The organism is Henriciella aquimarina, assembly GCF_002088975.1.
Lineage (GTDB): Bacteria > Pseudomonadota > Alphaproteobacteria > Caulobacterales > Hyphomonadaceae > Henriciella > Henriciella aquimarina.
This window is the reverse complement of sequence record NZ_NCST01000112.1, coordinates 1-26,444: the sequence shown is the minus strand read 5'-3', so window position 1 is coordinate 26,444 and position 26,444 is coordinate 1. Positions and strand designations below refer to the sequence as shown.

At 61.5% G+C, this 26,444-nt stretch carries 22 protein-coding genes; 14 read left to right on the top strand and 8 right to left on the bottom strand.

Going from position 1 to position 26,444, the window contains the following annotated elements; translation table 11 throughout:
• Positions 1-45 precede the first annotated feature (45 nt).
• Positions 46-369, top strand: a complete 324-nt coding sequence (locus tag B8784_RS16885) for a DUF5132 domain-containing protein (RefSeq protein ID WP_084399065.1) — start codon at positions 46-48, stop codon at positions 367-369.
• Here B8784_RS16885 and B8784_RS16880 read toward each other — a convergent pair.
• The 3 genes from B8784_RS16880 to B8784_RS16870 form a co-directional block, all read right to left on the bottom strand.
• On the bottom strand, positions 366-3,230 hold the full coding sequence (locus B8784_RS16880) for a cation-translocating P-type ATPase (protein ID WP_158085723.1): 2,865 nt from the start codon (positions 3,228-3,230) through the stop codon (positions 366-368). The two genes, B8784_RS16885 and B8784_RS16880, sit on opposite strands and share 4 nt — an antisense overlap.
• Positions 3,231-3,547: 317 nt before the next feature.
• Positions 3,548-5,110: a hypothetical protein gene (locus tag B8784_RS16875; RefSeq protein ID WP_143435599.1), complete on the bottom strand. Its 1,563-nt coding sequence runs from the start codon at positions 5,108-5,110 to the stop codon at positions 3,548-3,550.
• A 400-nt stretch (positions 5,111-5,510) separates the two neighbouring features.
• Entirely contained in the window at positions 5,511-6,152 is a 642-nt protein-coding gene (locus B8784_RS16870; RefSeq protein WP_158085722.1) for a GntR family transcriptional regulator, read from the bottom strand.
• 121 nt (positions 6,153-6,273) lie between these two features.
• Here B8784_RS16870 and B8784_RS16865 point away from each other — a divergent pair, with 121 nt between their 5' ends.
• On the top strand, positions 6,274-7,128 hold the full coding sequence (locus B8784_RS16865; RefSeq protein WP_084399061.1) for a fumarylacetoacetate hydrolase family protein: 855 nt from the start codon (positions 6,274-6,276) through the stop codon (positions 7,126-7,128).
• A 77-nt stretch (positions 7,129-7,205) separates the two neighbouring features.
• On the opposite strand, the gene B8784_RS16860 is transcribed toward B8784_RS16865, so the two are convergent.
• Both B8784_RS16860 and B8784_RS16855 read right to left on the bottom strand, forming a co-directional pair.
• Positions 7,206-7,559, bottom strand: a complete 354-nt coding sequence (locus B8784_RS16860) for a c-type cytochrome (RefSeq protein WP_143435598.1) — start codon at positions 7,557-7,559, stop codon at positions 7,206-7,208.
• 223 nt (positions 7,560-7,782) lie between these two features.
• Complete coding sequence (locus B8784_RS16855; protein WP_084399059.1) at positions 7,783-9,402, bottom strand: Na/Pi cotransporter family protein; 1,620 nt, start codon at positions 9,400-9,402, stop codon at positions 7,783-7,785.
• Between the two features lie 270 nt (positions 9,403-9,672).
• Here B8784_RS16855 and atpD point away from each other — a divergent pair, with 270 nt between their 5' ends.
• The 11 genes from atpD (at position 9,673) to B8784_RS16800 (ending at position 19,294) form a co-directional block, all read left to right on the top strand.
• Entirely contained in the window at positions 9,673-11,073 is a 1,401-nt protein-coding gene (gene atpD / locus B8784_RS16850) for a F0F1 ATP synthase subunit beta (RefSeq protein ID WP_084399058.1), read from the top strand.
• Positions 11,073-11,480, top strand: coding sequence for a hypothetical protein (locus tag B8784_RS16845; RefSeq protein WP_084399057.1), 408 nt, complete (start codon positions 11,073-11,075; stop codon positions 11,478-11,480). The genes atpD and B8784_RS16845 overlap by 1 nt, the downstream gene beginning before the upstream one ends.
• A complete protein-coding gene (locus B8784_RS16840) occupies positions 11,477-11,779 on the top strand; it encodes an AtpZ/AtpI family protein (RefSeq protein WP_084399056.1) in 303 nt (100 codons plus the stop codon). Before B8784_RS16845 ends, B8784_RS16840 begins: the two co-directional genes overlap by 4 nt.
• Positions 11,772-13,010, top strand: a complete 1,239-nt coding sequence (locus B8784_RS16835; protein ID WP_158085721.1) for a cation:proton antiporter — start codon at positions 11,772-11,774, stop codon at positions 13,008-13,010. Before B8784_RS16840 ends, B8784_RS16835 begins: the two co-directional genes overlap by 8 nt.
• Positions 13,007-13,330 (top strand): N-ATPase subunit AtpR, encoded by a 324-nt coding sequence (locus B8784_RS16830; protein WP_084399054.1) that lies wholly within the window; start codon positions 13,007-13,009, stop codon positions 13,328-13,330. The genes B8784_RS16835 and B8784_RS16830 overlap by 4 nt, the downstream gene beginning before the upstream one ends.
• Positions 13,320-14,027: a F0F1 ATP synthase subunit A gene (locus B8784_RS16825; RefSeq protein ID WP_084399053.1), complete on the top strand. Its 708-nt coding sequence runs from the start codon at positions 13,320-13,322 to the stop codon at positions 14,025-14,027. Before B8784_RS16830 ends, B8784_RS16825 begins: the two co-directional genes overlap by 11 nt.
• Positions 14,028-14,309 carry a F0F1 ATP synthase subunit C gene (locus tag B8784_RS16820; protein ID WP_084399052.1) on the top strand — a complete coding sequence of 94 codons (282 nt, stop codon included), beginning with the start codon at positions 14,028-14,030 and terminating at the stop codon, positions 14,307-14,309.
• A 4-nt stretch (positions 14,310-14,313) separates the two neighbouring features.
• Entirely contained in the window at positions 14,314-15,102 is a 789-nt protein-coding gene (locus B8784_RS16815; RefSeq protein ID WP_084399051.1) for a F0F1 ATP synthase subunit delta, read from the top strand.
• A gap of 29 nt (positions 15,103-15,131) precedes the next feature.
• Positions 15,132-16,643, top strand: a complete 1,512-nt coding sequence (locus tag B8784_RS16810; protein WP_084399050.1) for a F0F1 ATP synthase subunit alpha — start codon at positions 15,132-15,134, stop codon at positions 16,641-16,643.
• The gene (locus B8784_RS16805; protein ID WP_143435596.1) at positions 16,640-17,572 is read left to right on the top strand and encodes a F0F1 ATP synthase subunit gamma; all 933 of its coding nucleotides are present in this window, start codon (positions 16,640-16,642) and stop codon (positions 17,570-17,572) included. The genes B8784_RS16810 and B8784_RS16805 overlap by 4 nt, the downstream gene beginning before the upstream one ends.
• 132 nt (positions 17,573-17,704) lie before the next feature.
• Positions 17,705-19,294: a class I adenylate-forming enzyme family protein gene (locus tag B8784_RS16800; RefSeq protein WP_084399048.1), complete on the top strand. Its 1,590-nt coding sequence runs from the start codon at positions 17,705-17,707 to the stop codon at positions 19,292-19,294.
• A 57-nt stretch (positions 19,295-19,351) separates the two neighbouring features.
• Here the strand turns inward: B8784_RS16800 and amt are convergent, their stop codons facing one another.
• Positions 19,352-22,561 (bottom strand): ammonium transporter, encoded by a 3,210-nt coding sequence (gene amt / locus B8784_RS16795; protein ID WP_233356208.1) that lies wholly within the window; start codon positions 22,559-22,561, stop codon positions 19,352-19,354.
• Positions 22,562-22,949: 388 nt separating this feature from the next.
• On the opposite strand from amt, the gene B8784_RS16790 reads away from it, so the two are divergent.
• On the top strand, positions 22,950-23,777 hold the full coding sequence (locus tag B8784_RS16790) for an SDH family Clp fold serine proteinase (RefSeq protein ID WP_084399047.1): 828 nt from the start codon (positions 22,950-22,952) through the stop codon (positions 23,775-23,777).
• 298 nt (positions 23,778-24,075) lie between these two features.
• On the opposite strand, the gene istB is transcribed toward B8784_RS16790, so the two are convergent.
• Both istB and istA read right to left on the bottom strand, forming a co-directional pair.
• Positions 24,076-24,840, bottom strand: a complete 765-nt coding sequence (gene istB, locus B8784_RS16785; protein ID WP_084396756.1) for an IS21-like element helper ATPase IstB — start codon at positions 24,838-24,840, stop codon at positions 24,076-24,078.
• Entirely contained in the window at positions 24,837-26,324 is a 1,488-nt protein-coding gene (gene istA, locus B8784_RS16780) for an IS21 family transposase (protein ID WP_169712612.1), read from the bottom strand. The genes istB and istA overlap by 4 nt, the downstream gene beginning before the upstream one ends.
• Positions 26,325-26,444: the final 120 nt, after the last annotated feature.

The following is a 26,444-nucleotide window of genomic DNA, read 5'->3' as shown; positions in this document are numbered from 1 at the left end:
ATGCTTAAAATTCAGGATGACCCTGCAATCAAAGGTGGCAGAGATATGGGTGCGTTTTCGAGACTGGCCGGGCTTGGTTTCCTTGTGGGAGCGGGCGTCGTGACTGCAGGCGCTGTTGTGGTCGCGCCGCGTGTCATGCGGGCCGCACGACCGCACCTGCGTGAAGGCCTCAAACTCGGCCTCTCCGGCTATGACCTCATGCGCCGGGCTGCTGCCGAAGCAATGGACGATTTCGAGGACCTCGTTGCCGAGGCCCGGGCCGAAATGCGGCCCCGGCAAGCCGCGCCCCCTCAACCGGATGGCGACGCGACACAGGCGCCGTCAGCGCCGGAAACCCCGCACACCAGCCCCGAAGAAAAGCTCGGCTAACGCGCACGGCGCGGGGCAAAGGCCTGACTGGCGAAGTAGGCCGTGCGCACAGCCAGAGCAATCCTGTCAGCGGCTGGCGCGGGCATGACCCGGCGCAAAGCTGGCGACGCCAGACTGACCGAGATGGCAAGTGCGGCTTCATGCGGGCGGGGCGCCGCGATCTGGATGGCGCGCCGCAGGGGCGGGAACACAAATGGCAGCGCGAGCAGTCCATAGCTGACGCCCACTCCCATATGAACCGACCGGCGCTTCGCGAGCGGTTCCTTGCCGTTCTGGCCAAGTTTCAGGGCATAAGCGAACTGGTTGGCAGCCAGCGACAGGAAGGTCAGTCCACGCGTACGCGGTCCCGCCCCGAAACGCCTCAAATTCAGTGCATATCCAAGAAGGGTCGGGCCAGAAATTGCTACGGCCTCTTCAAGAAGCTCTCGCAGCTCGCGGCGCGAGAAGATGCCCGCATCCGTGCCACGCGGCGGGCGCGTCATCAGGTCATCGGCTGGCGGTGCCATGGCAAAGCCAAGAGCGGGAAACACATCGGTGACGAGGTTGAGCCAGAACATCTCCGCTGGCGTCGTCATCGACCCCGGGCTTGCCAGCGCTTCGCCTAACAAGAGGCTGATCTCGCTCGCATTCGTAGCCGCCAGGAAGCGCACGGCGCGCCGCAGATTTTCCTCGGCGGCCCGGCCGCGCTGGATGGTCTTGGCAAGCGCACGCAGATCGTCGTCCGCGATCACGATATCCGCCACCTCGCGGGCGATGTCGGTGCCGGAGCGGCCCATGGCAAAGCCCACATCCGCCGCACGCAGGGCGGGACCATCATTGACGCCATCGCCCGTCATACCGACGACATGGCCCTGCGACTGCAAGGCGCGAATGATATCAAGCTTGTCTGACGGGCTGACGCGAGCGAAGACTTGGCCCGAGATAGCAAGCGCCGCCAGCTCGGCCTGTGTCAGGGATTTGTGGCGCAGGTCGGCCATGTCGATGACCTCCAGCGTCCCGCTCCCCAGGCCGAGGTCGCCAGCAAGCTTGGCCGCCGTGTTTGCCTGGTCGCCCGTCAGGATGACGCGGTGCAAGCCAGCCGCCCTGAAGGTTTCGATGGCCTCGCCCGCTTCCGGGCGGAGCGGATCGCTGAGACCGATCAGCCCCAGCCATTCCAGCCCCTCGAGCGGTCCGTCAGAGAGACGCCGCCCCTGCCCGCGCGCCAGAGCGAGCACACGTAGCCCCTCTCGTGCCATGGCCTGATTTTCATGGAGGATCTTTTCCCGCGAAACCTTGCCCAAGGTCCGCGTGCGGGTGCCATCGCGGACATGCGAACACATGGAGAGCACCTGTTCCGGCGCCCCCTTGATGGCAAGGAGGACACCCTCTTCATGGTGATGTTCGGTCGCCATGTAGAGGCGACCAGATGATCGCTCCAGTGTATCGACACGCTCGTAGACGGCCTCGAGTTCGGCAAGGTCGAGCCCGGAAGCTTGCGCGAATTTCAGCAGCGCAATCTCGGTGCCCGAGCCATGATAGGACGTGCCGTCCTCCCCCGGCACCGCATCGTTGCAGAGAGCGGCGATCCGGGCGGCCTCGTGCATCTCCTCAGCCAGTGGCCCATCCCTCAACGCCTTACGGCTCCGCACGGTCGAGAGGCTTGTCGCCTCCATCCGGTTGACCGTCAGCGTGCCGGTCTTGTCGAAGCAGAGAATGTCCAGATTGGCGGTCGTCTCAAGCACATTGATGTTGCGAAGGAAGGCCCCTTCGCGCGCCATTTCACGCGCGGTCAAAGCCTTGGCCGTCGCCGCCAGCGCTGGCAGGCCCTCGGGTATGGCTGAAACCGCGAGCGCGATGGCGCTGCGCACGACAACCGGCACAGGCTGGCCGCGGGCCAGCAGTATCAGGGCCATGGCACCCGATGCGCCGAGGCTGGCCAGGGTCAGTTTCGCACCAAGCTCATCAAGGGCGCGCTCCAGCGGCGGTCTCGGGGGCTCCGTGCCCTCCATCAGCAGGCGGAGGCGTCCGGTTTCGGTCGCTGTCCCTGTCGCGGTGACGATGGCAAGGCCCCGGCCACCGGTCACGATCGTATTCGCGAACACCATGGTCCGTCGGTCCGCAAGCAGTGCATCCGGATCGACGGCTGTGCCGGCATCCTTCAGGACGGGAACGCTTTCACCGGTGAGGGCCGACTCATCGACGTTGAGGGCCTCGGCCTCGACCAATCTCGCATCGGCAGGCACGGCCATACCTAGCGACAGGACAACCCAGTCTCCCGGCACAATCTGCGAGGCACGGCGCAAAACATCGCGTCCATCCCGCCGGACAGTGACCTCCAGATCCGCGGGGCGCGTTAGGCGCTCGATCAGTTTGGCGGTCCAGTTTTCCGTCGACAGGCCGATCCCGGCATTCAGCCCGATAACTCCCAGTGTCAAAGCGGCATCGAACAGCCCTCCGGTTGCCAGCGAGAGCACGGCCGATCCGGCCAAAAGGGCAACCGGGAGCGATCTGAACTGACCGGCCAGCCGGATGCCAAAAGGCGTACCCGCAGCCACCGGGAGGCGGTTTTCCCCGTATTGTTCCAGCCGCGACAAGGCTTCTGTCTCGCTCAGGCCTTCGGGGCTGACGAAGGCGGACAAGGCCTCTGTAACAGGCAGGCTGTGCCAGAACGTTTCCTCAGCCCCGGACAGGCCGAGATTGCCGCCCCCTTCCCCCCAGGCCTTCTGGCTAACCAGCGTCAGCGACGCGCCCTCCTTGGGCCCTGTTCGCCAGAGCTCGCGAACATATGACGCAATGGCTTCCGGCGTGAGCGCCTTGTCATGGTGGATCAGGATCGCCCCGGACCAGGGATTACACTCTGCCGACAGAATGCCGGGACGCAAGCGAACCTGCCGGGTTAGCTGGCTGAGGATATCCCCGCGGCCTTGAAGTGGTGGCAGCCGCAAGCGTGTCCGGCCGGAAATGGCATGATGAACACGCACGTGCGGCTCAAGGCGGTGATCAAACGTTAAGCTGCTCTGGGACCGCGCGGGCTGCATTCATGAGACCTAGTTGACTAACTCAAGGCCGATCCCACCGGACGCGGCTTCAGCTTCCACGCATACCATGAAAGAAGAGACAGCCCTCGAGCCAGATCAAATCACTGCGCGGGCGCCGACATATGTCGGTGAAAAGGGCCCAGGTCGGTCCCATCACGCCTTTACGGTTTGCGCAGCAACACCACGCGATGCTCCTGCCCCGACCATGCTGCTGTCAGACGCCCCAATTCGCGATCCTCGACATACCCCGCATTTTTAAGGAAGTGGCGACACCGAAGACTGCAAATGACGACGTCGAACTCCAGGGCCTGATCGTAATAGGCCATGTCGTTAATCGTCTTGTCCTGCCAAGAAAAAAGGCGCCCAGCGATGCTGAAAGGAAACCGCTCCTTCAAAGTTTCCCGCCGGCTGTTCCACAAGGCGATATATTCCCGATTGCCTGAATCGACATATTCGTAATCGCGCTCTCTGCCGAGATAACTCAATACGGCTGGCACGTAGACTTTCCGTGACTCGACAGAGTCCAGAACAGTCTCGACCGCCTTAATCGTCTCGCGGTTCTGGGCGACCTTTTCACCCGAAATCAGACCGAAGCGCGCGTGGGGAACAATGGCAAACATGACCACGACGAGGACCAAGACGAGCTCGGATGTCGTCCTCGTCGCGGCCCGTGGCGCACTTATGAGCGCCCAAACCGCCAATGGGCCGAGTATATTCGCCGTATAGGTGACCGCATTGCCTGAGTGACGCCCGAAATAGAACGTCACGAGAGAGAACGTCAGAATAAGGCCCAGCCGTTCAAGGACCTTTCCGGTTCCACCTGACCCTCTGAGAACAAAAAGCGCCAGAGGAAGGTAAATCCATGGGGCAATCCCCATGACGCCGCGCAGTTCTATCAGCAGACCTCCGCTCTGATTGAAAATGAGCGCATGTACGCCAAACGCATGCGCGAAATAGGTGGGAAAAAGAATGTGAATAACCGCGATCACCACACTGAACGCTGCAGCAACAATTGCGAGTTTTCCGATCGCAATATGTGCCTCCCGCCCGTATGCGCGGATGTACTCATATAAAAACGAAATCACGATCGGGGCCGACACGAAAACGAAGTAAAACTTCATCATCGACGCAAGAAAGATCAGCGCAAGAAAACACGAAAACGAGCGCAGATTCTTGCTGCTGGAGACCCAGTACATGAGCGCCACGACTGAAATATTCAGTCCGGCGCCGTATGACCACTCACCAAGGACTATCCTGATGAGGTTGATCATGAGAAGCACGAAGAGCGCCGTCACAGTTACCACGAAGGGCTTTTTCTGTGCCGTAGCGACCCGCAAAACAGCAGCAAACGCAACAAACATCGTTGCCGCGCTCACAAGACGGGCGAGCACAATAATACTCGAAATATCATCAAGGAAAAGTATCCGGGAAAGAATCGCCAATCCCAAAGGCCACAAGAAGGTATATAAGTTAGACGCCCCGGCGGGGTCTTCCTCGGCAAACGGGTTCCTCCCATCCCTGAAGGCAAGGACCGTATCAATTTGGGCGAATGATCTGAATTCGATCAGGTACCCCGAGTTGAAATAGACGCCCAGAAACGAGAACAGGGTGTACAAAAAAAGAATAGCCATAAGGATGGCAAACAAATTGGCGGCGCTTAATTTTGGCGGGGACTCCACAAAGCCCAACAAACTGCTTTTATACTTTTTGAGATAAGATCTCATATCGACGGCTTGCCCCTTATATTCCTTGAACGCCTCTACCATCTGTTGCAACGACAGCGGCTGGAGGCTTACTGCAAACGCATCCTGTCGTCACGCCTTTATGGAGTGCGACTTCCAGTTTGAAGAGGCAAAATCAGCCCCATTCCTTACCAAACCTCAGATGCGAACAGCCCTCCCGCGCTGCAAAAGACGAGGACCTTGCCTACCTTCTAATCAACTGCCACGCACACCGCATGTTTTGCTTGCCTGCAGATTCAACGTGAGCGCAACCGGAACTGAAGCGGAACTCTACCCCCTTTGGTCCGCGGCGAGGCATTGCGTTGACGCTTGAAACTCCAACTTCGCTGGCAGTCTGCTGCTCCGATCAGCAACGGGACTTCCGCACGATTCGGCGCTGTCATCAGGTCAGGAAATCAGTCTGTAAAAGCTGACGGGCCGTTTCACGCAGGTGGTGATCGAGAAGCGTCGTGGCTTTTTCCGTGTCGCGGGAAAGGACTGCGTCGAGGATCTGCCCATGTTCGCCGAGCACATCGCGCGACGGGCTGGCAAATCGGATGCTGAGGTGACGATAGCGTTCCGACTGGGCGTATAACATCCGCTGCATCTTCAGAAGCCAACGGTTCCCGCATGCCGAGACCAGGGCATGGTGAAATCTCTCGTGTGCCTGCATGCCCGCAGCCTCGGAGACCGACTGCTCCGACAAAGATTCGAAAGCCCGTCGGCAGTTGCTTTCCCAATCGATTCCGCCGCGTTTGATCGAGCCTTCAAGGCATAGCCGCTCGATCGCCACGCGCGCCTCGGTCAATTCCGAGAGGTCACTTCGCGAAATGCCGGCGACCCGGAACCCACGGCGGGGCTCGGCCTGCACAAGCCCCTCAGCCTGAAGCGCCGCAAGGCCTTCCCGGACCGCGCCTGCGCTGACGCCAACTTCCTGGGCCAGCGTGGCAATGTTGAGCTTGGCACCCGGCATGAGCCGCGCCGAGACGATGTTCCTGCGCAAGCGGGCGATGACCTGCTCGACCTGAGTTTCCGGCGCCGACAAGATCTCTCCTCCCTTGTTCACGTTTCACTATGACTTCGCCTCTCTGGCCATATAATATGTTGACGGAACAAATAATATATTATTTGTCCGTTGGCATTCTGCAGCAAAGGGGAATGACCGCATGCGCCTCCTGAATTTCATGTCAGAGACAGGACCGAGACTCGGGCTTCAGGAGAAGGATGAAGTCATAGACCTGACCGAAGCTGGCCTGCCTTCCACGCTCGATGAGCTGGTTCAGTCTTCGCCGGACTTCATGGCACGCGCCAGCTCGGCGGCGGCTTCATCCACGGTCCGCCACCCGCTTGCAGGCATCGACTATCTGCCACCCTTCATGGCGTGTTCGAAGGCAATCGCGGTTGGCTTGAACTATGTCGACCATGCTGCCGAGGCCGACTTCGAACCACCAGCCTACCCGGTCCTGTTCAATCGCTACCCCTCATCTTGGGTCGGTCACAAGCATCCGCTCATTCGTCCGAAAGTCTCGGACATGTTCGATTATGAAGGCGAACTTGTCATCGTCATCGGCAAGGCCGGGCGCCACATCACCAAGGCCGATGCATTGGACCACGTGGCCGGATACTCGATCTTCAATGACGGCTCGATCCGCGACTATCAGATGAAGTCCGGACAGTGGCTGATGGGGAAGAATTTCGATCAGTCCGGTAGCTTCGGCCCGGCTTTCGTGACCGCAGACGAGCTTCCACTGGGCGCATCTGGTCTTCACATTGAGACCCGTCTCAATGGCGAGGTCATGCAGAGCGCCTCGACCGATCAGATGATCTTCGATGTACCGACGCTGATCGCATGCATCTCGGAAGCCTTCACGCTGCGCCCCGGTGATATCATCATCTCGGGCACCCCGGCCGGGGTCGGTGTCGCACGCGACCCCAAGGTGTTCATGAAACCGGGAGACGTCTGCGAGGTGGAGATCGAAGGACTGGGCGTTCTGTCAAACACCGTCGCAGACGAAACCTGACGCCGCCGAGGTAGAGGTCGCGTCCGACAGCAAACCCGGATCCCGAAGGATACGGACCTGTTGTCAGGCCGGGACGTCTAGATGTCCTGCGGGTCCTGGATGCTTTCGATATAGGTCAGGAGGGATTCAACGTGCCGCGGTTCGAATTGCCATTCCGGCATGTCGGGATGACCGACAATGATCCCTTTGGACAAGGGTTCGGCGAGAGACCGCACTGGATACTTACGCGACAGCACCCGGAAGGGGATCGCATCCGGATGCGGGCTTTCGTCCGTCCGGTCGATAGCGTGGCAGGACGCACACAGGTTTTCCGCGATGGCTTCTCCCTGGCCGAGCCGTTCCTGCCGGGGAATATCGGACTGAGGCTGGGACTCGTCGCTTCCGGCGGGCGCTCCACACGCCACAAAGGCACCGATGCCCAGGGCCAACACAGATATTCTCCAGATACAGGTCATTGAATTCGGCTTTCTCCTGCCCATTCGTGTGGGGACTGGCCGGCCTGTGCGGAAGAGGGTCTGTCCTCCGCCGCATTCGGCGGCAAAACAACTCTGAAACGAAGACATGCCAGTGTCTATAATCTTCAAACAATACGCCTTGGCGCGGACAAGGCCTTGATCTGGAACATATCAGCCTTCTCATCATCAAACGGCGTTCCTATGCCGGCTGTGCTGTGTCGACCCTGTGTTCATCAGTGATGAGAAGCGGATGAGGTGTATCGGAGAGCGCGTTTTCGAGATGAACGCCAATGCGCCAGATGTGATAGGTGCTGCGATGCAACCAGCGCATCGCGTCGAGTTGGCCAAGGGCGTCGCTCGCATCCTCCAGCCCGCCTGAGATGCGTTCGATCGTGGCCAGGCGCACCGCCTCACGCCGATCCCGCAGGTCCTGACGAGCCTCATCCAGCGCATCGACAAGGGGACTTGTGAACCCCTCCTCATCGACGGCCGTCACGATCGTCTGCAGTGTCTTCACGGCGTTTCGAATGTCCTCTGCAGCGAAGGCCGGGCGCACCTGACCAAGGCTCTCCATGCGGCGTTGCAGGCGAACCAGATGATCGAGCGCGTGAAAGACCGATTGCAGACGGTAATTCGCCTTCGAGCCAGGTTCTGTCCTGATGCGTTCGGCATATTGCGACAGGGCGGTGAGCGCAGCGGCTTCAGCGTCGAGCGCAATGGTATGCCGAGCACGACCTGGTGCCAGCGCAGTGCTCAATTTGCCGACCAGACTGTCGGCGATGTGCGCCGCCTGTCCGGCCACTGCATTTGTCGCCGCCGCGCCATCCTGCAGCAGCCTGTCCTCCAGCTCGCCAAAGGCTTCGGCTTCCCGGGCTGGCACCAGCCGCTCGATCAGCTCCGCAAACTGGCGGGTTACTCCGATGATCAGGATCACTCCAAGGATGTTGAACGAGGAATGGAAAGCAACCAGGGCGATCTGCGCATCCCCTGCCGTGTCGAGCGCCAGCCAGTTCGAGGCGAGCATCACGAACGGTGTCAGAAGGAAGAAGGCGAGGATACCGGTCATCACATTGTAGACGACATGCGCATAGCCGGTTCGCCGCATGGCCGTGCCCCGCCCCAGTGTCGCGAGGAAGGCGGTGAAGGTCGTGCCGACATCCATGCCGATGACCATGGCAGCCGCCTGGGTAAAAGAGATCGCGCCGACACTCAGGGCCACAAGCGCCGTGGCCACCCCGGCGCTGGACGACTGGGTGACGATCGTGATCAGGATGCCGAGGCCGACAAGCTGAAGGCGCCCGAACAGTGTATCGCCTGGAAAGGTGTCCGGGGTGACTGTGCTCTCCCAGACCGACATGCCGGACTGAAGTGCGTCGATGCCGATGAAGATCAGGCTGAAGCCCGCGACAGCCCAGCCAAGCTGCTGGACCCAGCCCCGGGTGAACAGCTTCAGCATCGCCCCGGCAAAGACGAGCGGAAAGACCAGCGTCGTCAGCTCGAGCTTGAAGCCAATCAGAGCCACGATCCAGCCAGTGATAGTCGTCCCGATATTGGCGCCGAATATGATGCCGAGCGCCTGATTGAAGGTCAGCAGGCCAGCCCCTACAAAGCCTACGGCGGCAACGGTTGTCGCGCTGGAGGATTGCAGGATGGCCGTGGCAACCGCCCCGGTGGCCGCCCCGCTCACCGGGCTTTGCGTAAACCGCACGAGAAGTTTGCGCAGGGTTTCTCCGGCCAGGCTTTTCAGCCCGTCGGTCAGCACCTGCATGCCGATCAGGAAAAGCCCAAGCCCGCCCAGGAGTGTAAACAAGCTACCCATCGATCACAGACTGCCCGAACTGGCTGTCACTGTCTGCGATTTTTTGCGGTCCTGATGCGGCCGGGCTGCAGGTTTGAGATTGCTCAAAACAGGCACGTGGCAAAGACGCTAGTGGGATTCTCAAAGGCCTGTCCTTCACGACGCTTCCGTGCACCGGCCTGAAACTGCCGCAACGGGGTGGCACTGGCTTGAGCAGCCCTTGCTGGGCGGCGTCAGACTCGAATAAACTCTCCAGCAGGCGGGCAGCCCTGCGCGCAAAAGGGCAAGTTCATGCATGATGTCCTGAAGACACAGGATCATGGAGAAGTCATCGGCATCGAAGCCAGCGTCGTCGACATCCGGTTTGACGGCCAGCCGCCGGCCATCAACACCATGCTGCGGATCGGCGAGCATCAGGACATTATCGCCGAAGTTGCCAGCCTGACCGGTCCGCATACCGTGCGCGCGCTCGTGATGACCCCGTCCACAGAACTCGCGCTCGGCGCGTCCGTCATCAGCACCGGGGCACCGATCCGCGTACCAACGGGTCAGGCGCTGCTTGGACGGGCTCTCAACGCGCTGGGCGAACCCATCGACCATGGCGAGCCACTTGAAGACGTCGAATACCGGTCCATTCACGGTGCGCCCGCCAGCCTTTCAGAGCGCCAGATCGATACGGAGGTCTTCGTCACAGGGATCAAGGCTATCGACCTTTTGGCCCCGCTCGAGCGGGGCGGCAAGGCGGGCCTGTTTGGGGGCGCCGGCGTCGGCAAGACCGTGCTCATCACCGAAATGATCCACAACATTGCCAGCGCCCATGAGGGCGTCAGCCTGTTTTGCGGGATCGGGGAGCGCAGCCGGGAAGCCGAGGAGCTTTATAGAGAGATGAAGCGCGCGGAGGTGCTCGACCGCGCAGTGCTCATCTTCGGACAGATGAATGAGCCGCCGGCCGTACGCTTCCGGGTCGGACATGCCGCCCTCACCATGGCGGAGTATTTCCGGGAAGACCGCCACCAGGACGTTCTGCTCCTGATCGATAATATCTACCGCTTCGTGCAGGCGGGCGGGGAAGTCTCCGGCCTGCTCGGCCGCACGCCTTCCCGGGTCGGCTACCAGCCCACACTCGGAACGGAACTGGCTGGGCTGGAAGAGCGCATCAGCAACACCAGGGCTGGCTCGATCACCTCCGTTCAGGCGGTCTATGTCCCGGCTGACGACTTCACCGATCCGGCTGCGACGCACACCTTCGGGCACCTGTCAGCCTCGATTGTCCTGTCGCGCAAGCGCGCCAGCATGGGCCTTTATCCGGCCATCGATCCGCTAAAGTCGACCTCGAAGCTTCTTTCCCCGGAAAGCGTCAGCCCGGAGCATTACAAGGTGGCGCGGGAGGTTCGCCAGGTACTCGCCGAATATGAGGAGCTGAAAGACATCATCGCGATGCTGGGCACCGAAGAGCTCTCCGAACAGGACCGCGCGACGGTGGCCAAGGCGCGGCGCCTGGAGCGCTTCCTGACACAACCCTTTTTCTCAACGGAGAAGTTCACCGGCCATGCGGGCGCGCTGGTGCCCCTCGAAGACACGATCGACGGCTGCAAGCGCATTCTCAGTGGCGAGCTGAATGACCGGCCAGAAAGCGCTTTCTACATGAAAGGCAGCCTCGGGGACCTGCCAGACACCTCGGAGGCTGCCTGATGACCCGGCCGGTGGACATACACCTGACCGTCGTCACGCCGACGCACATTGTCACCGACGAGCGGGTCAGGAAGGTCATTGCCGAAGCGACAAATGGCTCCTTTGCATTGCTCCCGCGGCATGTCGATTTCGTCGCGCCTTTGACAGCCGGCATCCTGGCCTTCGAACCGGTGTCGGGTGGCGAGCGGTTTCTGGGCATCGACGAAGGGTTTCTCGTCAAAGCTGGCGAGCGTGTCCGCGTCGCGACCCATCATGCTTTGAGCGAATCGAGCCTGGAGCGCCTGCAGGAGCGGGTGCATGAGGAATTCGAAGTCCACACCGCCCATGCGCTTGCGGCCCGATCCGCCCTGGACCGGCTCGAAACCAGCCTCATCCGCCGTTTCGTCGAGATGGAGCGGCTGACATGACGCGATCCGAAGACAAGCCATCGGGCAAGAACAGCGCCGAAGAGATCGAGCGCAAGGCCGAGCGCAAGCTGAAGGCCCGGCGCGAGGGCCAGCACAGTATCTGGTTCGGGTTCGGCATGTTCGGCCTGATCGGCTGGGCCGTGGCCGTTCCAACCCTGATCGGTGTGGCGCTTGGCATGTGGCTGGACAGCGTAGCGCCAACCAGCTTCTCCTGGACGCTGGCCCTGATCGTGGCCGGGGTCTGCATGGGCTGCTGGAATGCCTGGCGCTGGGTCAGTCAGGAGCGTTCCGATGACTGAGGTTCAGGGCGAAGCCACCATCCTGCTGCTCCTGCTGGGCGGTGTCATCATGGCGAGCATCGTCATCCGGCGCCTTTTCGAGCAGATTCATCTGCCAGCCGTGGTCGGTTACACGGCCATCGGCCTTCTCATTGCCTGTCTCGACTCGTCTGCAACCCTCATTTCCCCCGAGGCGCGCGGCATTGTCGGCATCTTTGCCCAGATCGGCCTGGTCACGCTGCTCTTCCGCGTCGGGCTGGAAAGCAATCTCTCCGCCCTGATCCAGCAATTGCGCCCGGCCCTGCTGATCTGGGTGTCGGATGTCACCATCTCGGCGCTGACGGCCTTTCTCGCCGTCCATTACCTCTTCGGCTTTGGTCTCGTTCCGGCCATTCTCTGCGCAGCGGCCTTCAGCGCCACGAGTGTCGGCGTCAGCACGGCCGTCTGGCGCGACGCCGGCGCGCTGGACAGACCCTCGGGAGCCCTGCTGATCGACGTGGCCGAACTCGACGACATATCGGCCGTCTTCGTGATCAGTATCCTGTTTGCGCTCGGTCCGCTCCTGGAGACCGAAGCCAGCCGGTCACTTGCACCGCTGCTGGCCCAGCAAACCGTGCTCGTCCTGGTCAAGCTGGCCCTGTTCATCATCCTTTGTATCCTGTTCTCCCGCTTCCTTGAGAGACGGCTGACCAAGCAGTTTACCAAGCTGGACGAGAACCATGGTGCGGCCTTCTTCGCCGCAGGCACCGCCTTCATTATTGCCGCAACCGCCGATGGCCTTGGGCTTTCCCTCGCAATCGGGGCCATGTTCGCCGGCCTCGCCTTCAGCCGGGACCCGGCAGAGCGCAAGATCGATGAATCCTTTTCACCGATCTATGATCTCTTCGCGCCCTTCTTTTTCGTGCATATCGGCATGGGAATTTCACCGCAGGATATCGGCGGCGCCCTCGGTCTGGGCCTTGTGCTCTTCGCCGTAGCCGCCGTCGGAAAGCTGGTTGGGGTCGGGCTTCCATCCCTCTCATTCGTGCGTCCACGCGGGGCCCTGCTGATCGGAGCCAGCATGGTGCCACGGGCCGAGATCGCCTTGCTCGTGATGGGGTACGGCCTCAGCCTCGGGCCCTGGGCAACCCCGCCGGCCCTCTACAACGCCATCGTCCTGGCAAGCCTGGCGACCTGTATCGTCAGCCCGATTGTCGTCCGCCGGCTTCTTCAGGCTGGTCCACCCGCAAAAGCCGAGGGGGCTGAATCATGACCGCTCTAAGTCTGCTGGCCGCTCTTGTCGGCGGCGCCGCCGTCGGGCTCGCCTATTTTTATCTGGTCTGGCGCTCAGCCGAAGCGCATGCCACGGGCCGCTCCGGCGGTCTGGCCTTTGCCGGGCTGATGGCGTTGCGCCTCGGGCTTGTCGTGCTCCTGCTCGGCGGTCTGCTCGCGCTGGGCGCCGGCGCCCTCGTCATCGGGGCCAGCCTGCTCGGCTTCCTGCTGGCGCGCTTTCTGGCTGTCGCCCGCATCCGCCGTGGGACAAGGGACATGGCGGCCCTGACACAACAGAAGGAGGGCAGCGGTGCGCATTAGTCCGGACGAATGGGTGCTCTATTCCTGGCGAGAACTCGAGCTCAACGCCACAATCGCCTTTACCTGGCTGGTCATGGCGCTGATCACCGGCGCCTCCTGGCTTGCCACACGGCGGCTGTCGGAAACCGAGGACATTTCGCCCTTCCAGAACTTCCTTGAAGTGCTGGTGACCGGTCTCGCCGACCAGATCAGGGATGTCAGCCGGCAGGAGCCGGGCCGATACCTGCCTTTTGTCGGCACACTGTTCGTCTTCATCGCCGTTTCGAACCTTCTGTCAGTGGTGCCCGGATACGTGGCCCCGACGGGCTCATTGTCGACGACCGTGGCGCTCGCGCTCTGCGTCTTCGTGGCCGTGCCCCTGTTCGGCATCGCCTCGCGCGGGCTGTTCAGCTACCTCCGGGAATATTTGCGTCCGACGCCGCTCATGCTTCCGTTCACCGTCATCAGTGAGCTGTCGCGTACCATCGCTCTGGCCGTGCGCCTCTACGGCAATGTGATGAGCGGGGCGATGATTGCCGGGATTTTGATCAGCATTGCCCCCTTTTTCTTCCCGGTGGTCATGCAGCTTCTCGGCCTCATAACAGGTCTTATCCAAGCCTACATCTTCGCTATTCTGGCCATGGTCTACATCGCCTCGGCAACGCAGGCGAGCCATCGCAAGACCGAGCCAGACACCCAATCTGAAAAGGAGAGTTAGATGGACCCTTCCAGCCTTATCGGGGCGGTCTCGATTATCACAGCCGGTCTGACCATTGCCATCGGCTCCATCGGCCCGGCCCTTGGCGAAGCCAGGGTCGCCGCTCAGGCACTGGCCGCCATCGCGCAGCAGCCTGACGAGGCCAACACGATCACGCGGACCCTGTTCGTCAGCCTCGCCATGATCGAGTCGACAGCGATCTACTGCTTCGTCGTCGCCATGATCCTGATCTTCGCCAACCCGTTCTGGGACGCGGTCCGGGAGCAAGTGGCCGGAGGCTGATGGGATGGAAATCAACTGGGTGACCGTTGCGGCCCAAACCGTCAACTTCCTGATCCTTGTCTGGCTGCTACACAAATTCCTGTACGGCCCGGTCATGAAGGCCATGGCCGCGCGTGAGGAGAAGATCCACAAACGCAAGGCTGAGGCTGACGCCGAGAAGGAGGCTGCAGAAAACACTCGCCAAGGCCTCGAGGCCGATCAGGCCAAGCTGGCCGCCGAGCGCAAGGCCCTGCTGGAAGACGCCCACGCGGAGGCGGAAAAAGTCCGCCACCAGCTCGAGGCTGAGGCACGCGCGGAAACCGACACCATGCGCCGCGCATGGCTGGAACAGCTTGCCAGCGAACAAACCGAATTCCTCACCGACGTCCGCGGGAAAGGGGCCGACGCCATTGTCGAAATATGCCGGACGGCGCTGAAGGAACTGGCTGGCGAAGACCTTGAACGGAGAATCGTGGCCGCGTTTTCCGGAAAGCTCGACGCCATGCCCGCAGACGTCCGCAAGAAGGTCGCGGCAGCGGGCAAACGCCATGATGGCACGGTGACGGTCGAATCCGCCTTTCCGCTTTCCAAACAGGACAAGCAACAAATCACTGAGAGCCTTCACACCGCCATGGATCCAGCGCTCAAGCCGAAATTCGAGGCCGCGGATGACCTTCTGGCCGGTATTCGCCTGCGGGCGGACAGTCAGGTTATCGAGTGGAGCTTCAACAGTTTTCTCGACCAGCTGACAAACAGGATCGAGGAAGCGCTTGCTGGGGAAACAGCCAGAGAGAGGCGAGCCGCCGCCGAATGACTGACCGCCCGTCCCCCAGCTTGAAGAGCATGAGTGCGGCCCTGTTCGGTGCGCTCGACGAAGCACGCCGTAACCTGAGGCCGGATCCTACGCTCGCTGAGGTCGGCATCGTGGCCGAGGTCGGGGAAGGCGTCGCGCATGTCAGCGGATTTTCCGAATTGCTGATCGACGAGCTGCTCAGCTTTCCGGGCGGTCTTTACGGGACGGCCTCGACCATCCGCCAGGGCATGGCCGGAATCGTCCTGCTTGGCGATGCCGATCACCTGCAGACAGGCGATGAAGTCCGGCGTACGAAACGTACGCTGGATGCGCCGGTCGGTCCGGCCCTGCTCGGCCGTGTCGTCGATGGTCTCGGCCGGCCGCTGGATGAACGCGGCCCGATCAAGGCGGCCACCTACTGGCCCATCGAACGGCACGCGCCCGCCATCATGGACCGGGCGCCCGTCAGCCGCCCCCTGCAGACCGGGATCAAGTCGATCGACGCCGCCATCCCTGTCGGGCGCGGCCAGCGCGAGCTGATCCTGGGCGACCGGCAGACAGGCAAGACCGCAATTGCCGTCAGCGCCATGATCAATCAGAGTGCCGAGGACGTGATCTGCATCTATTGCGCGATCGGTCAGCGCACCTCCGCCGTGGCCCGTGTGATCCAGAACCTCAAGGCGAATGATGTGATGCAACGCAGTATCGTCGTGACTGCTAGCGGCGAGGACGCACCCGGCCTTCAATTCAGCGCGCCCTATGCCGCGACCAGCATGGCCGAGTATTTCGTTGAACGCGGCAAGGACGTTCTCATCATCTATGACGACCTGACCCGCCATGCACGCGCCTATCGGGAATTGTCGCTCCTCTTGCGGCGTCCGCCTGCGCGGGAAGCCTATCCGGGTGACATTTTCTATATTCATTCCCGCCTTCTGGAACGGTCCGCCCAGTTGTCAGAGGCCAAGGGCGGCGGTTCGCTAACCGCCCTGCCCGTCATCGAAACGCAGGCCCAGAATATTTCGGCCTATATCCCGACCAACCTGATTTCGATTACGGATGGCCAGATCTATCTGTCTCCGATCCTTTTCCAGAAAGGCATTCTGCCGGCCGTGGACATCGGCCTTTCCGTCTCGCGTGTCGGCGGCGACGCCCAGCAGCGCGCCTATCGCATGGTCGCCCCCGATCTTCGCCTCTACTATGCGCAGTATGAAGAGCTGGAGGCCTTTTCCCGGTTCGGGGCCAGGCTCGACAAGGATACCCGCCAACGACTGGAACGGGGCCGGCGGATCCGCGAGATCCTGAAACAGGGGGAACATGACCGCATGACCATGGCCGAGCAGATCGGCGTGCTGCTGGCGGCCACGTCCGGCCTGCTGGACGCTGTGGCCATGGAGAAGCTCCCCGAGGCAGAAACCGTTATACGCCGTGACCTGCCGGACCTCTCCTCTCAGCTCAGCGCAAAGGAAGGCCTGGACGACAAAGGCAAGTCGGAGATCCTGCAAGCCATGCGAACAGCGCTGGAAAATGCCGGCCTCATATCAGGCGAGGAAACAAGCTCTTGAGTACGCTGGAGCAAATGCTGCGCAAGGAAAAGACCGGAGAGGACCTGCGCTCGGTAGTCCGTGTCATGAAATCCCTCTCGGCTGTCAGCATTCGCCAGTATGATGCTGCTGTCAGCGCCATGCTGGACTATCACGAAGTCGTTGACCTCGGCCTTCAGGCGCTTCTCCGCGAAGCGACGCTATCATCTATCCTCGTCACGCCCCCGCCCGAGGCCAGTCCGGCCTATATCATTGTCGGGTCGGACCGGGGGCTTTGCGGACGCTTCAACGACACTGTCGCCGAGCGCACAGCCGCGGCGTTTGCAGAAGGAACCGTTGGGGCCGATGGAGCCCGCATCCTGACCGTCGGCATTCGGGCGGAAGGCCGAATCATGGCCCGGGATATTGTCCCGAACCAGACAATCCCGGTTCCCAATACGGCCGACGCGATCGGTGAAACCGTGCAGACCATCCTGATGTGGCTGGATGAGCAGCGCGAGAGCCACCAGATCGGAGAGGTCCGCGTGATCTATAACCGCCGGACCACACAAAGACTTGCCGAAACGGTGGAGGAGACCCTTCTTCCGGTCACCGCAGAGCGGCTCAGCCGGTTAAGAGAAAAGCCCTGGCCGACGCGGGGTTTGCCGAGCTTTACAGCAGAGCCCGAAGCGCTGTTCTCGAAGCTTACCCGGGAGCTTGTCTTCCTCGGGCTCTTCAAGGCTGTCGGAGAATCGCTGGCCAGCGAACATGCCTCACGCCTTGCCGCCATGCAGCGTGCTGAGCATCACATCGAGGATTATCTCTCGGAGCTCGGGACCAGCATCAGAGAGGAACGCCAGAACTCCATCACCCAGCAATTGCTCGATATTGTCGCCAGTTATGCGATCATGAAGGAACGCGCGGAAGACACATCGAGGGAAACGCATCGGACATCTAACCCCGAACAATGATCCCGCAGCACCAGGAGGGCGTGCTTGCCGATTCGTCCCAAGCCCTTCAGTACTGAAGCGAGAGGTGAACGTCTCCGTGGGGCTACAGGCCGTCCGGAGCAATCACCCGCACGAAACAGCAAGGGGGAGGTCATGGATCTGCGATCAAAAACACTCGGGGAGCTGATTATTTCCCGTGCCGCGGAAACGCCTGACGAGACGGCCGTAACGTTCGTGACAGTCGAATCCGACGGCTCTCTTGCCAGCGAGGCACGCACCTGCGCAGAGCTGGAAGCGAATGCGCGGCGCCTTGCCGGATGGCTGCGTGCCGCCGGTATCGGCCAGGGTGACCGGATCGGGATCATGCTCCGGAATCATCCCGAATTCGTCGAGACGATGATCGCCGCCTCCTTTCTTGGCGCGTTGTTCGTTCCGGTCGATCCGCGCAGCAAAGGCGACAAGCTGGCCTTCATGCTCCATTTCACGGCGTGCAAAGCCCTCATCCTGGGCGACTATGCCAGCGAAGCCCTGCAGATGGTCGCCGGACAGGTGCCCGAGCTGGGGGTTATCCTGATGGTCGGCGATCCCGGCGCCGCCCCGGAGGGTCACTGGAGCGCCGCGCCCTACCGCATAGCGCTAGAGAGCGCCGATCCACTCGACGAAATAGCCGAGATCGACCTGGAAAGCCCCATGTTCATGATGTTCACCTCGGGCACCACCGGAAACCCGAAGGCTGTGGTGCGCACTCATGCCTCCCATCAGCGCGACTTCACCCTGCTCCTGGAACTGGGGATCGAGCCTGACTACCGTCTCTATACCGGCCTGCCGCTCTGTCACATCAACGCCCAGTTCACGCTCAATCTCGCACTTCGCCGCCCCCAGCCCGCAGTGTTCAGCCGGACATTCACCAAGACGCGGCTGCTCGATATCTGCCGGACCTTCGACTGCAACACGTTCAGCCTTCTGGGAGGCATGATCCCTGAAGTGTTTTCGAACCCGGTGAAATCCGATGATGCGGACAATCCGGTCAAGCTGGTGATTTCCTCAGGCATGCCGGCTGGGCTCTGGGGCGCTTATCGAGAGCGTTATGACGTGGAGATCACCGAGCTTTACGGTAGCACTGAAGGCGGCGGCGCGCTGATCAACTGCCGGAGCGAAGGCCCGATCGGGTCAATGGGCCGGCCGCCCCAAGGCATGATCGCAGCCATCCTGGATGAGACCGACACCGAACTGCCCCCAGGCCAAGCCGGGCATATCTGCTTCCGTCCCAAGCATGGCGATGCCCGCCCTGTCGATTACTACAAGAACGAGAAAGCTGGCCGGGAGAAGGTCGAGAAGGGCTGGTTCCGGAGCGGCGATATCGCTCATATGGACGCCGAAGGCTGGTTCTACTTCCACCACCGCGAAGGCGGCGGCGTCCGCCGCAACGGCGATTTCGTCAACACTTTCATGGTCGAATCCGTGCTGAGCAAGCATCCCGCCGTCGCCGACGTTTTCGTCTATGGGGTGCAGACAGAAGCCACCATTGCCGGCGAGAAGGAGCTCGTCGCCGCGATTGTTCTGGAAGACGGCGCCAGCCTCGACGCGGTCAAGGCATGGGCGCCAGGCGAGCTACAGAAGAACGAGGTTCCCGGCATCTGGCAGCAGCTCGACGCGATCCCCAAGACCGTGTCGGAAAAACCGATCGAGCGTGCATGTATCGAACTTCTCACAGAAACCGGCCTGGTCACGCCCACTCCATAGCGAAATTTCCGTGCGGTCTGCTTCACGACGTCCGAGATGGAATATGTTCTTCCCGGCTCACCCCGCCTTGCGATGGACCTCAGCCGAAAGCTCGCGCAGGCTCGCCAGCTGTTTTTCGGAATGAAGGGATTGTGCGACATGATCCGGGACGATCCGGAGCAGTCGGCCTTGCGGCTGGGCCGCCCCCACGAGGAAGCCTTGGACCTCATGGCATTCTGTCCGGATCAGGGTCGTGAAGTCGTCCACTGCCTCCACGCCTTCTGCCACGATCGTCATGTTCAGCGACCGGCCCAGACGGATGATGGTCTCGACAATAGACATACTGTTCTCATCCGTGCCGATACTCTGCACGAAAGACTGATCGATCTTGATCGTGTCGAATGGGAAACGGCTGAGATAGCTAAGCGATGAGTATCCGGTGCCGAAATCGTCCAACGCGATTTTGACGCCGAGCCGCTTGAGGGCCCGGAAAACCCCGAGCGCCCTCTCATCCTCGGCGATAAGGACACTTTCCGTGATCTCGATTTCAAGTCGCGCCGGGTCCAGGCCCGATGTCTGCAGCGCGGCGCGCACAGCTTCGACGAAGTTGTGGTCACGAAACTGTACGGGGCTGGCATTCACGCTCACGCTTTGCGTGTCCATATGCCGGGCGGCCGCAGAACAGGCCTGCTGCAGCACCCATTCGCCGATCATGACGATCTGGCCACAGCCCTCCGCGACCGGAATGAACTCTGCCGGGCTAACCATGCCGCGCGTGGGGTGATGCCAGCGCACCAGCGCTTCATAACCGACAATCTCCCCGGTCGCGAGGCTGAGCCGGGGCTGATAATGCACATCGAACTGGTCTTCCTCGAGCGCGTCGGACAGATCGAGTTCGAGCAGCTGGCGCAGGCGGACATGCTCATCCATGCCATGCTCGAAGATGGCATAGCGGTTCCGCCCGGTATTCTTGGCGTGGTAGAGTGCCGTGTCGGCGCGCGTAACCAGCCCGACATTCTGAATGCCATCGCGCGGGCAGAAGGCCACACCGACCGAGGTGCCCACGCGAACCCGCTGACCACCGGTCAACTCTATCGGTTTGCTAAGCTCTTCCACGAGCCGGATCGCAAGCTCCTCTGCCTGGTTGGCAAAATCGATGCTGAGCTGGAGCACGGCAAATTCATCCCCGCCAAGACGCGCAACCGTATCGCGGTGGCCGACAAGGCCCTGAATGCGCTCGGCTGTGACCTTCAACACCTGGTCGCCCGCGGCATGCCCATGCAGGTCGTTGACATCCTTGAAACGATCCAGGTCGATCAACACGACCGCCGACATGGAGCCTTCGGTAATCGTCCGGTCGATCATGGCCGTCAGCCGGTCATTGAACAGCGCCCGGTTGGGCAGCCCCGTCAGCGGATCGTGCAAGGCCAGGTGGCGGATGCGCGCTTCGGCTTTCTTGCGCTCGCGCAGGTCGACAATGGCAAGGACGCGGGTGTCGACACCGCGGAACTCCATGTCGCGGCTGCGCACTTCCACGGGAATGGTTTCGCCGCTGGTATCGACGATGGCGAATTCTTCGGCCGGCGCGCCTGCCACGCTGGAAAGTTCGTCCAGCCGGGCGATGTCGTCAGAGGACATGAAATCCTGCAAGGGGCGCGAGCGCAGGCTGTCCAGCTCAAGGCCCGTCAGCCGGCAAAGTGCGGCATTTCCATCGACGATCTTTCCATCGACCGCAATACAAAGCGCTTCGAATGTGGCATTTGCCAGAGCGGAGAAACGTTCGGCTTCTTCGGCTGTGCGCCGTTCGCTTTCATTCTGCGCTTTTTCCAGTTCCTTGATCTGCATGTTCTCCATGAGCGCATTGAAGGTGCGTGTCAGGCGTTCGGCCTCGTCTCCGCCCTCGACGGGAAGGCGCATGCTGAGATCGGCTGTGCCGCTGACCAGATCGCCCATGGCTTCCTCGATATGACCGATGCCGATGCGCGTGGAATGCTCGTTCTCGTTCAGGCCCTTCTCTTCGGCCTCGGGCTTGACCCTGATCCCCGTCAGCGCCTTAAGCGCGGAGTAGAGTGCAAAGCCCGTCCCGAAGGCCCAGGCGAAGTTCAGCAGGCAGCCGAGGAGCTGGATACCCAGCTGATCGAGCCATGAGCCAGCCGGCAGAGCGGCCTGCGGCGCGAGCACGGCAAGCAGCAAGGCCCCCAACACGCCGGCAAAGCCGTGCACACCGATCGCACCAACCGCATCATCAATCCGGAAATTGTGCTCAAGCCACTGATTGAACCACAGCGCCCCCGACGCCCCGGCAAGGCCAACCAGCACTGAAGCGGCAGGGTCGAGGATGTGGCAACCGGCTGTGACGGCCACTAGTCCGGCGATAAGGCCATTCATGACCTTTTCCGGAAAGACCGTCCGGTCCCCGATCATCGTCCAGAGATAACCGGCGATACAGCCGGCAGACCCGGCAAGGATCGTGTTCAGGACAATCGAACCGATGCTCGTGCTGGCCGCTCCGGTAGAGCCGCCATTGAACCCGATCCAGCCAATATAAAGCATCAGCGTGCCTGCACCTGCGAGCACCGGGCTATGGCCGGAAAAGCGGACCGGTTCGCCATTCTCCCGGAACCGCCCCCGGCGCGCGCCGAGCACGATACAGGCTGCCAGGGACAGCCAGCCGCCCAAGGCATGGACCACGGTGGATCCAGCGAAATCGACATATCCGGCATTGCCAAGGAAGGCGCCTGAATTCGGTTGCAATGCTGCGCCCCAGCTCCAGTGGACAAAGACAGGATAAACCAGGGCACCCACGACGATCGAGCCCAGGACATAGGCCGACAGGCGCATGCGTTCGGCCACCGCGCCAGAGACAATCGTTGCCGCCGTTCCACAGAACATCGCCTGGAACAGGAAGAAGATCTCGTTGCCGCCCCCAATATCCCGCAGGCCGGCCAAACCCGTTTCGAAACCGACCGGCAGCCAGGACGATGCGCCAAAGGCGAGCATGAACCCGATCACTGCGAAGAACAGCACCGATGCGGCGAAGTCCATAATGTTCTTCATGGCAACGTTGATCGAGTTCTTGGACCGGACCATGCCGGCTTCCAACAGCAGGAAACCGATCTGCATCACCATGACGAGCGCGGCGGCCACCATGACCCAGACCATGTTGAGAAGTCCCTGCACCTGATCGGGCGATGAGATCGCGACCGGGCTTGCCTCAGAGGGCAGGCTGGACAGGCCAAAGGCAAGCAAGGCCAAGGCGGCCTTTCGTCCATTCTTCAAATGCGCCAATCAGGCCCCCTGCAGCAAATATTACAGACATGCGTTATTGTGCAGTACAGCAATTTCGTAAAATCACGGTAAAATCAGACTTCTATTGCGAAGCAGCCTCCGGAGACCTGTTGATGAGGGCCCAAAGCACCCTCCTCTGGGACACCACTGCAAGTGTGGCTAACAAGGCTATCAGAGCCCTTATCTGCCCGATCAGACCTTACGCTTACTGGGCCAGGAAAGACTGTTCGCAAGTGAACAAGCCGTTTTGCGTCCGATCAAACTCCGCTGAGGCGAGGCGCTTTACGACGCGGCCGGGGCCGGTCCTGTCGATGGCGTATTGCTGTCACTCCTTCAGAAGGCGATGATGCCCGGATAGGCTTCGGACAGAACGAAAGGCACAAGCGGGATGGGCGAGCTGATCTGGATTGTCTTTCTGGTCTTTGCCCTTCAGCCCGTGCTCAGCACCCGCATGCTGGAATGGTCCCGGCGGGGGAAGATCTCCCAGATCGAGAAGACCCGACAGTCCCGCGTCATTGCGCTCATCCACCGTCAGGAAACAATGCGCCTGCTGGGCTTTCCTGTCATGCGCTACATTGACATGCAGGACTCCGAAGCCGTCCTGCGCGCCATTCAGATGACCGGCAACAATGTCCCGATAGACCTGATCCTGCACACGCCCGGCGGCCTCGTGCTCGCCTCGACCCAGATTGCCCGCGCCATCCGGGCGCATCCAGCCAAGGTCACCGTCTACGTCCCGCACATGGCGATGTCGGGCGGGACACTGATTGCGCTGGCTGCTGACGAGATCGTCATGTCGCCACACTCCGTGCTTGGTCCGGTGGACCCGCAGATCAACCAGTATCCGGCCGTTTCCATCCTGGACGTCGTCGCCCGCAAACCGGTCGCGGAAATCGATGATGAAACACTGATCCAGGCTGACGTGGCGCGAAAGGCGATCGACCAGCTACGGGCCGCCGTTGAGGCCCTGCTCTCCCCGGAGGTGGCGCCGGACAAGCGAACCGCTTTGGTCGAGGCCCTGAGCAGCGGCCAGTGGACGCATGACTATCCGATATCGGCTGAAGAAGCTGCCGCACTCGGCCTCAACATATCTCTCGACATGCCCGAATCTGTCCTGACCCTGATGACCATGTACCCTCAACCGACCCGCATGGGGCAGAGCGTGGAATATGCGCCGGAGCCGCGCACACGCCCGCCTGCACAAACACGGCGATAGCCGGCATTCAGCCAAAATGCACTTGCCTTGCCTAACCGCTTTGCCTGGCCTGCCTAGGCAAGCGCGGAGGTTTTCCGCGCCTGTGAGCACCGTCAGGGGCTCATTTTGACAGTGATCAAGGCGGACTGTGTGTCAACGGCGGAGTAAAACCCGACCAAAGGGCGGCGCAAAAGTAGGCCACTTTGGGGTTGGGCGTGAAGGGCGCATAGAGCGCTGGCGGCCAGTCGACCGCGCTCCCCAAATAGCTGGCGGTTGACTGGCCGCCTTGGCCCGTGAGGGCCAAGTCATGGATTGTCGGTCAGGAGGTTTTGGTGGCTTTTCGCGCCTGGCTTTGGGCCAGGCGATAACTTTCGCCGTTCATCTCGAGGATGTTGACGTGGTGGGTCAGCCGGTCGAGGAGCGCCCCGGTCAGGCGCTCGGTTCCGAAGGTCTCCGTCCATTCATCGAAGGGCAAGTTGCTCGTGATCAGCGTAGCCCCGCGCTCGTAGCGCTGCGAGATCAATTCAAAGAGCAGCTCGGCCCCGGTTTTGGAGAGAGGGACGAAGCCCAATTCGTCGATGATCAGCAGCTTGGCGTTGGCCATCTGTTTTTGGACCCGCAGCAGGCGACGCTCGTCGCGCGCCTCCATCAGTTCGTTGACCAAGGCCGCGGCGGTGGTGAAGCTGACCGTCATCCCTTTCTGGCAAGCAGCGAGCCCCAGGCCGAGGGCGACGTGGGTTTTGCCGGTGCCGCTTGGGCCGAGGGCGATCACGTTCTCGCGCCGTTCGATCCAGTCGCAGCGCGCCAGTTCCAGCACCTGCATCTTGTTGAGCTTGGGGATTGCCTTGAAGTCGAAGCTGTCGAGGCTTTTGGTGGCCGGGAACTTGGCCGCCTTGATGCGGCGCTCGACCATCCGTCGCTCGCGATCGATCAGCTCCAGTTCGACCAGGCGCGTCAGGAACTGGACATGGTCCAAGCCCTCGGCGGCGCATTGGCGCGCCACCTTCTGATACTCACGCAGGAATGTCGGAAGCTTCAGCCTCTTGAGGTGATGCTCCAGCAGGATTTCGGGGGCATGGGTCATTCCGCAGCCTCCGACATCAGGGACATGTAGCTGGCCGCTGAGGTCGTCTCGACCCGCGCCCGTGGCAGGTAGGGGTACACGTCGAGGTCGAGCCGTGGTGGCCGCTTCTCGACCTGACACAGAACCAGATGCTTCACAGCATCAAAGCCGACCGCGCCCATCTTCAGGGCCTGCTTTACGGCGGCGTGTAGCTCCTCCATGCCGAAGGTCTCCAGAAGACGCAGCACCTGGACATACTCGCGGCGCCCTATCTTCAGCATGCGCGCTTCCATCAGGCGGCGCAGCGTGTCGAACTCTTTTGGCAAGTCCCACTCCGCAAGGGGCGCAGCCTGATCCAAAGCATTGATCTTGCGTTCGATCAGCGGGAGGTAGTGGATCGGATCGAACACCATGTCCTCGCGCGCGTAGCACCGCGGATGGCGTGCGATCACGTCCCCACGGCAGCCAATCACCACCTGATCGACATAGGCCCGCACCCACACATCCTGATGGCCATAGGCCACGGGGACCGAGTAATCGTTGGTGTTGTAGCGGACCAAAGACTGGGAGCTCACCCGGCCGCTGGCCTGTGCGCAGGCCTCAAAGGGGGCGGCTGGCAAGGGGCGCATCTCGGCCAGATCCCGCTGCAGGCGCGCGCCGATCATCTCCGTGTGCCCACGCAAGGTGTCGCCCTGACGGGCACGGCACTGCTCTTCAAGGTAGGCGTTGAAGCTCTCCCAATCCGGGAAGTGGGGGATCGGCACCATGTGGTTGCGGCGCACGTAGCCCACCATCCCCTCGACATTGCCCTTGTCATTCCCTTTGCCCGGCCGCCCGTAGCGGTCTCGGAACAGGTAGTGCGACAGCAATCCGCTGAACTGCGTCGCGCGGACCCGTGTCCCATCCGGCTGGATCTTCGAGACCAGGCAACGGTCGTTGTCATAGAGAACCGACAGAGGCACCCCGCCAAAGAAGGCAAAGGCATGCACATGCCCGTCCATCCAGGCCTCCGCCGTCGCCGCCGGATAGGCCCGCACGAAGTAGGCATCGCTGTGCGGCAAATCCAGGACGAAGAAGTGGGCCTTTTGTTCGACACCCCCGATCACAACCAACGCTTCGCCAAAATCGGCTTGCGCATGGCCCGGCGGATGCGCCAGCGGCACGAACATCTCACGGGTGCGTCGTTCACGCTGCCGAACGTAGTCCTTGATAATCGTATAGCCGCCGGTGAACTCGTGTTCCGCCTTGAGCCGCTCGTGGATCCGCTTCGCTGTGTGGCGCTGCTTGCGAGGCAACTTCTTGTCCTCTTCAAGCCAGCCGTCGATGATCTCGCTGAACCCATCAAGCTTGGGACGCTTGATCTCCTTCGTGCGCCGGTATCCCGGCGGCGATGAGAACGCCAACATCTTGCGAACGCTGTCGCGCGATATGTTGAAATGGCGCGCCAGATCCCGCTGGCTCATCCCCTCGCTGCGCGCCAGCCTGACCTTCAGATAAAGTTCCACGGTGTAAATCTCCTCGCCCTCCCTGCTGCCGCAAGAAGGGAAAAAGTGGACGACTTTTACGCCGCCCGCACCGCCAATACGACGGCGCTACCGTGGTCTAATTTTGCACCGCCGTTCTCA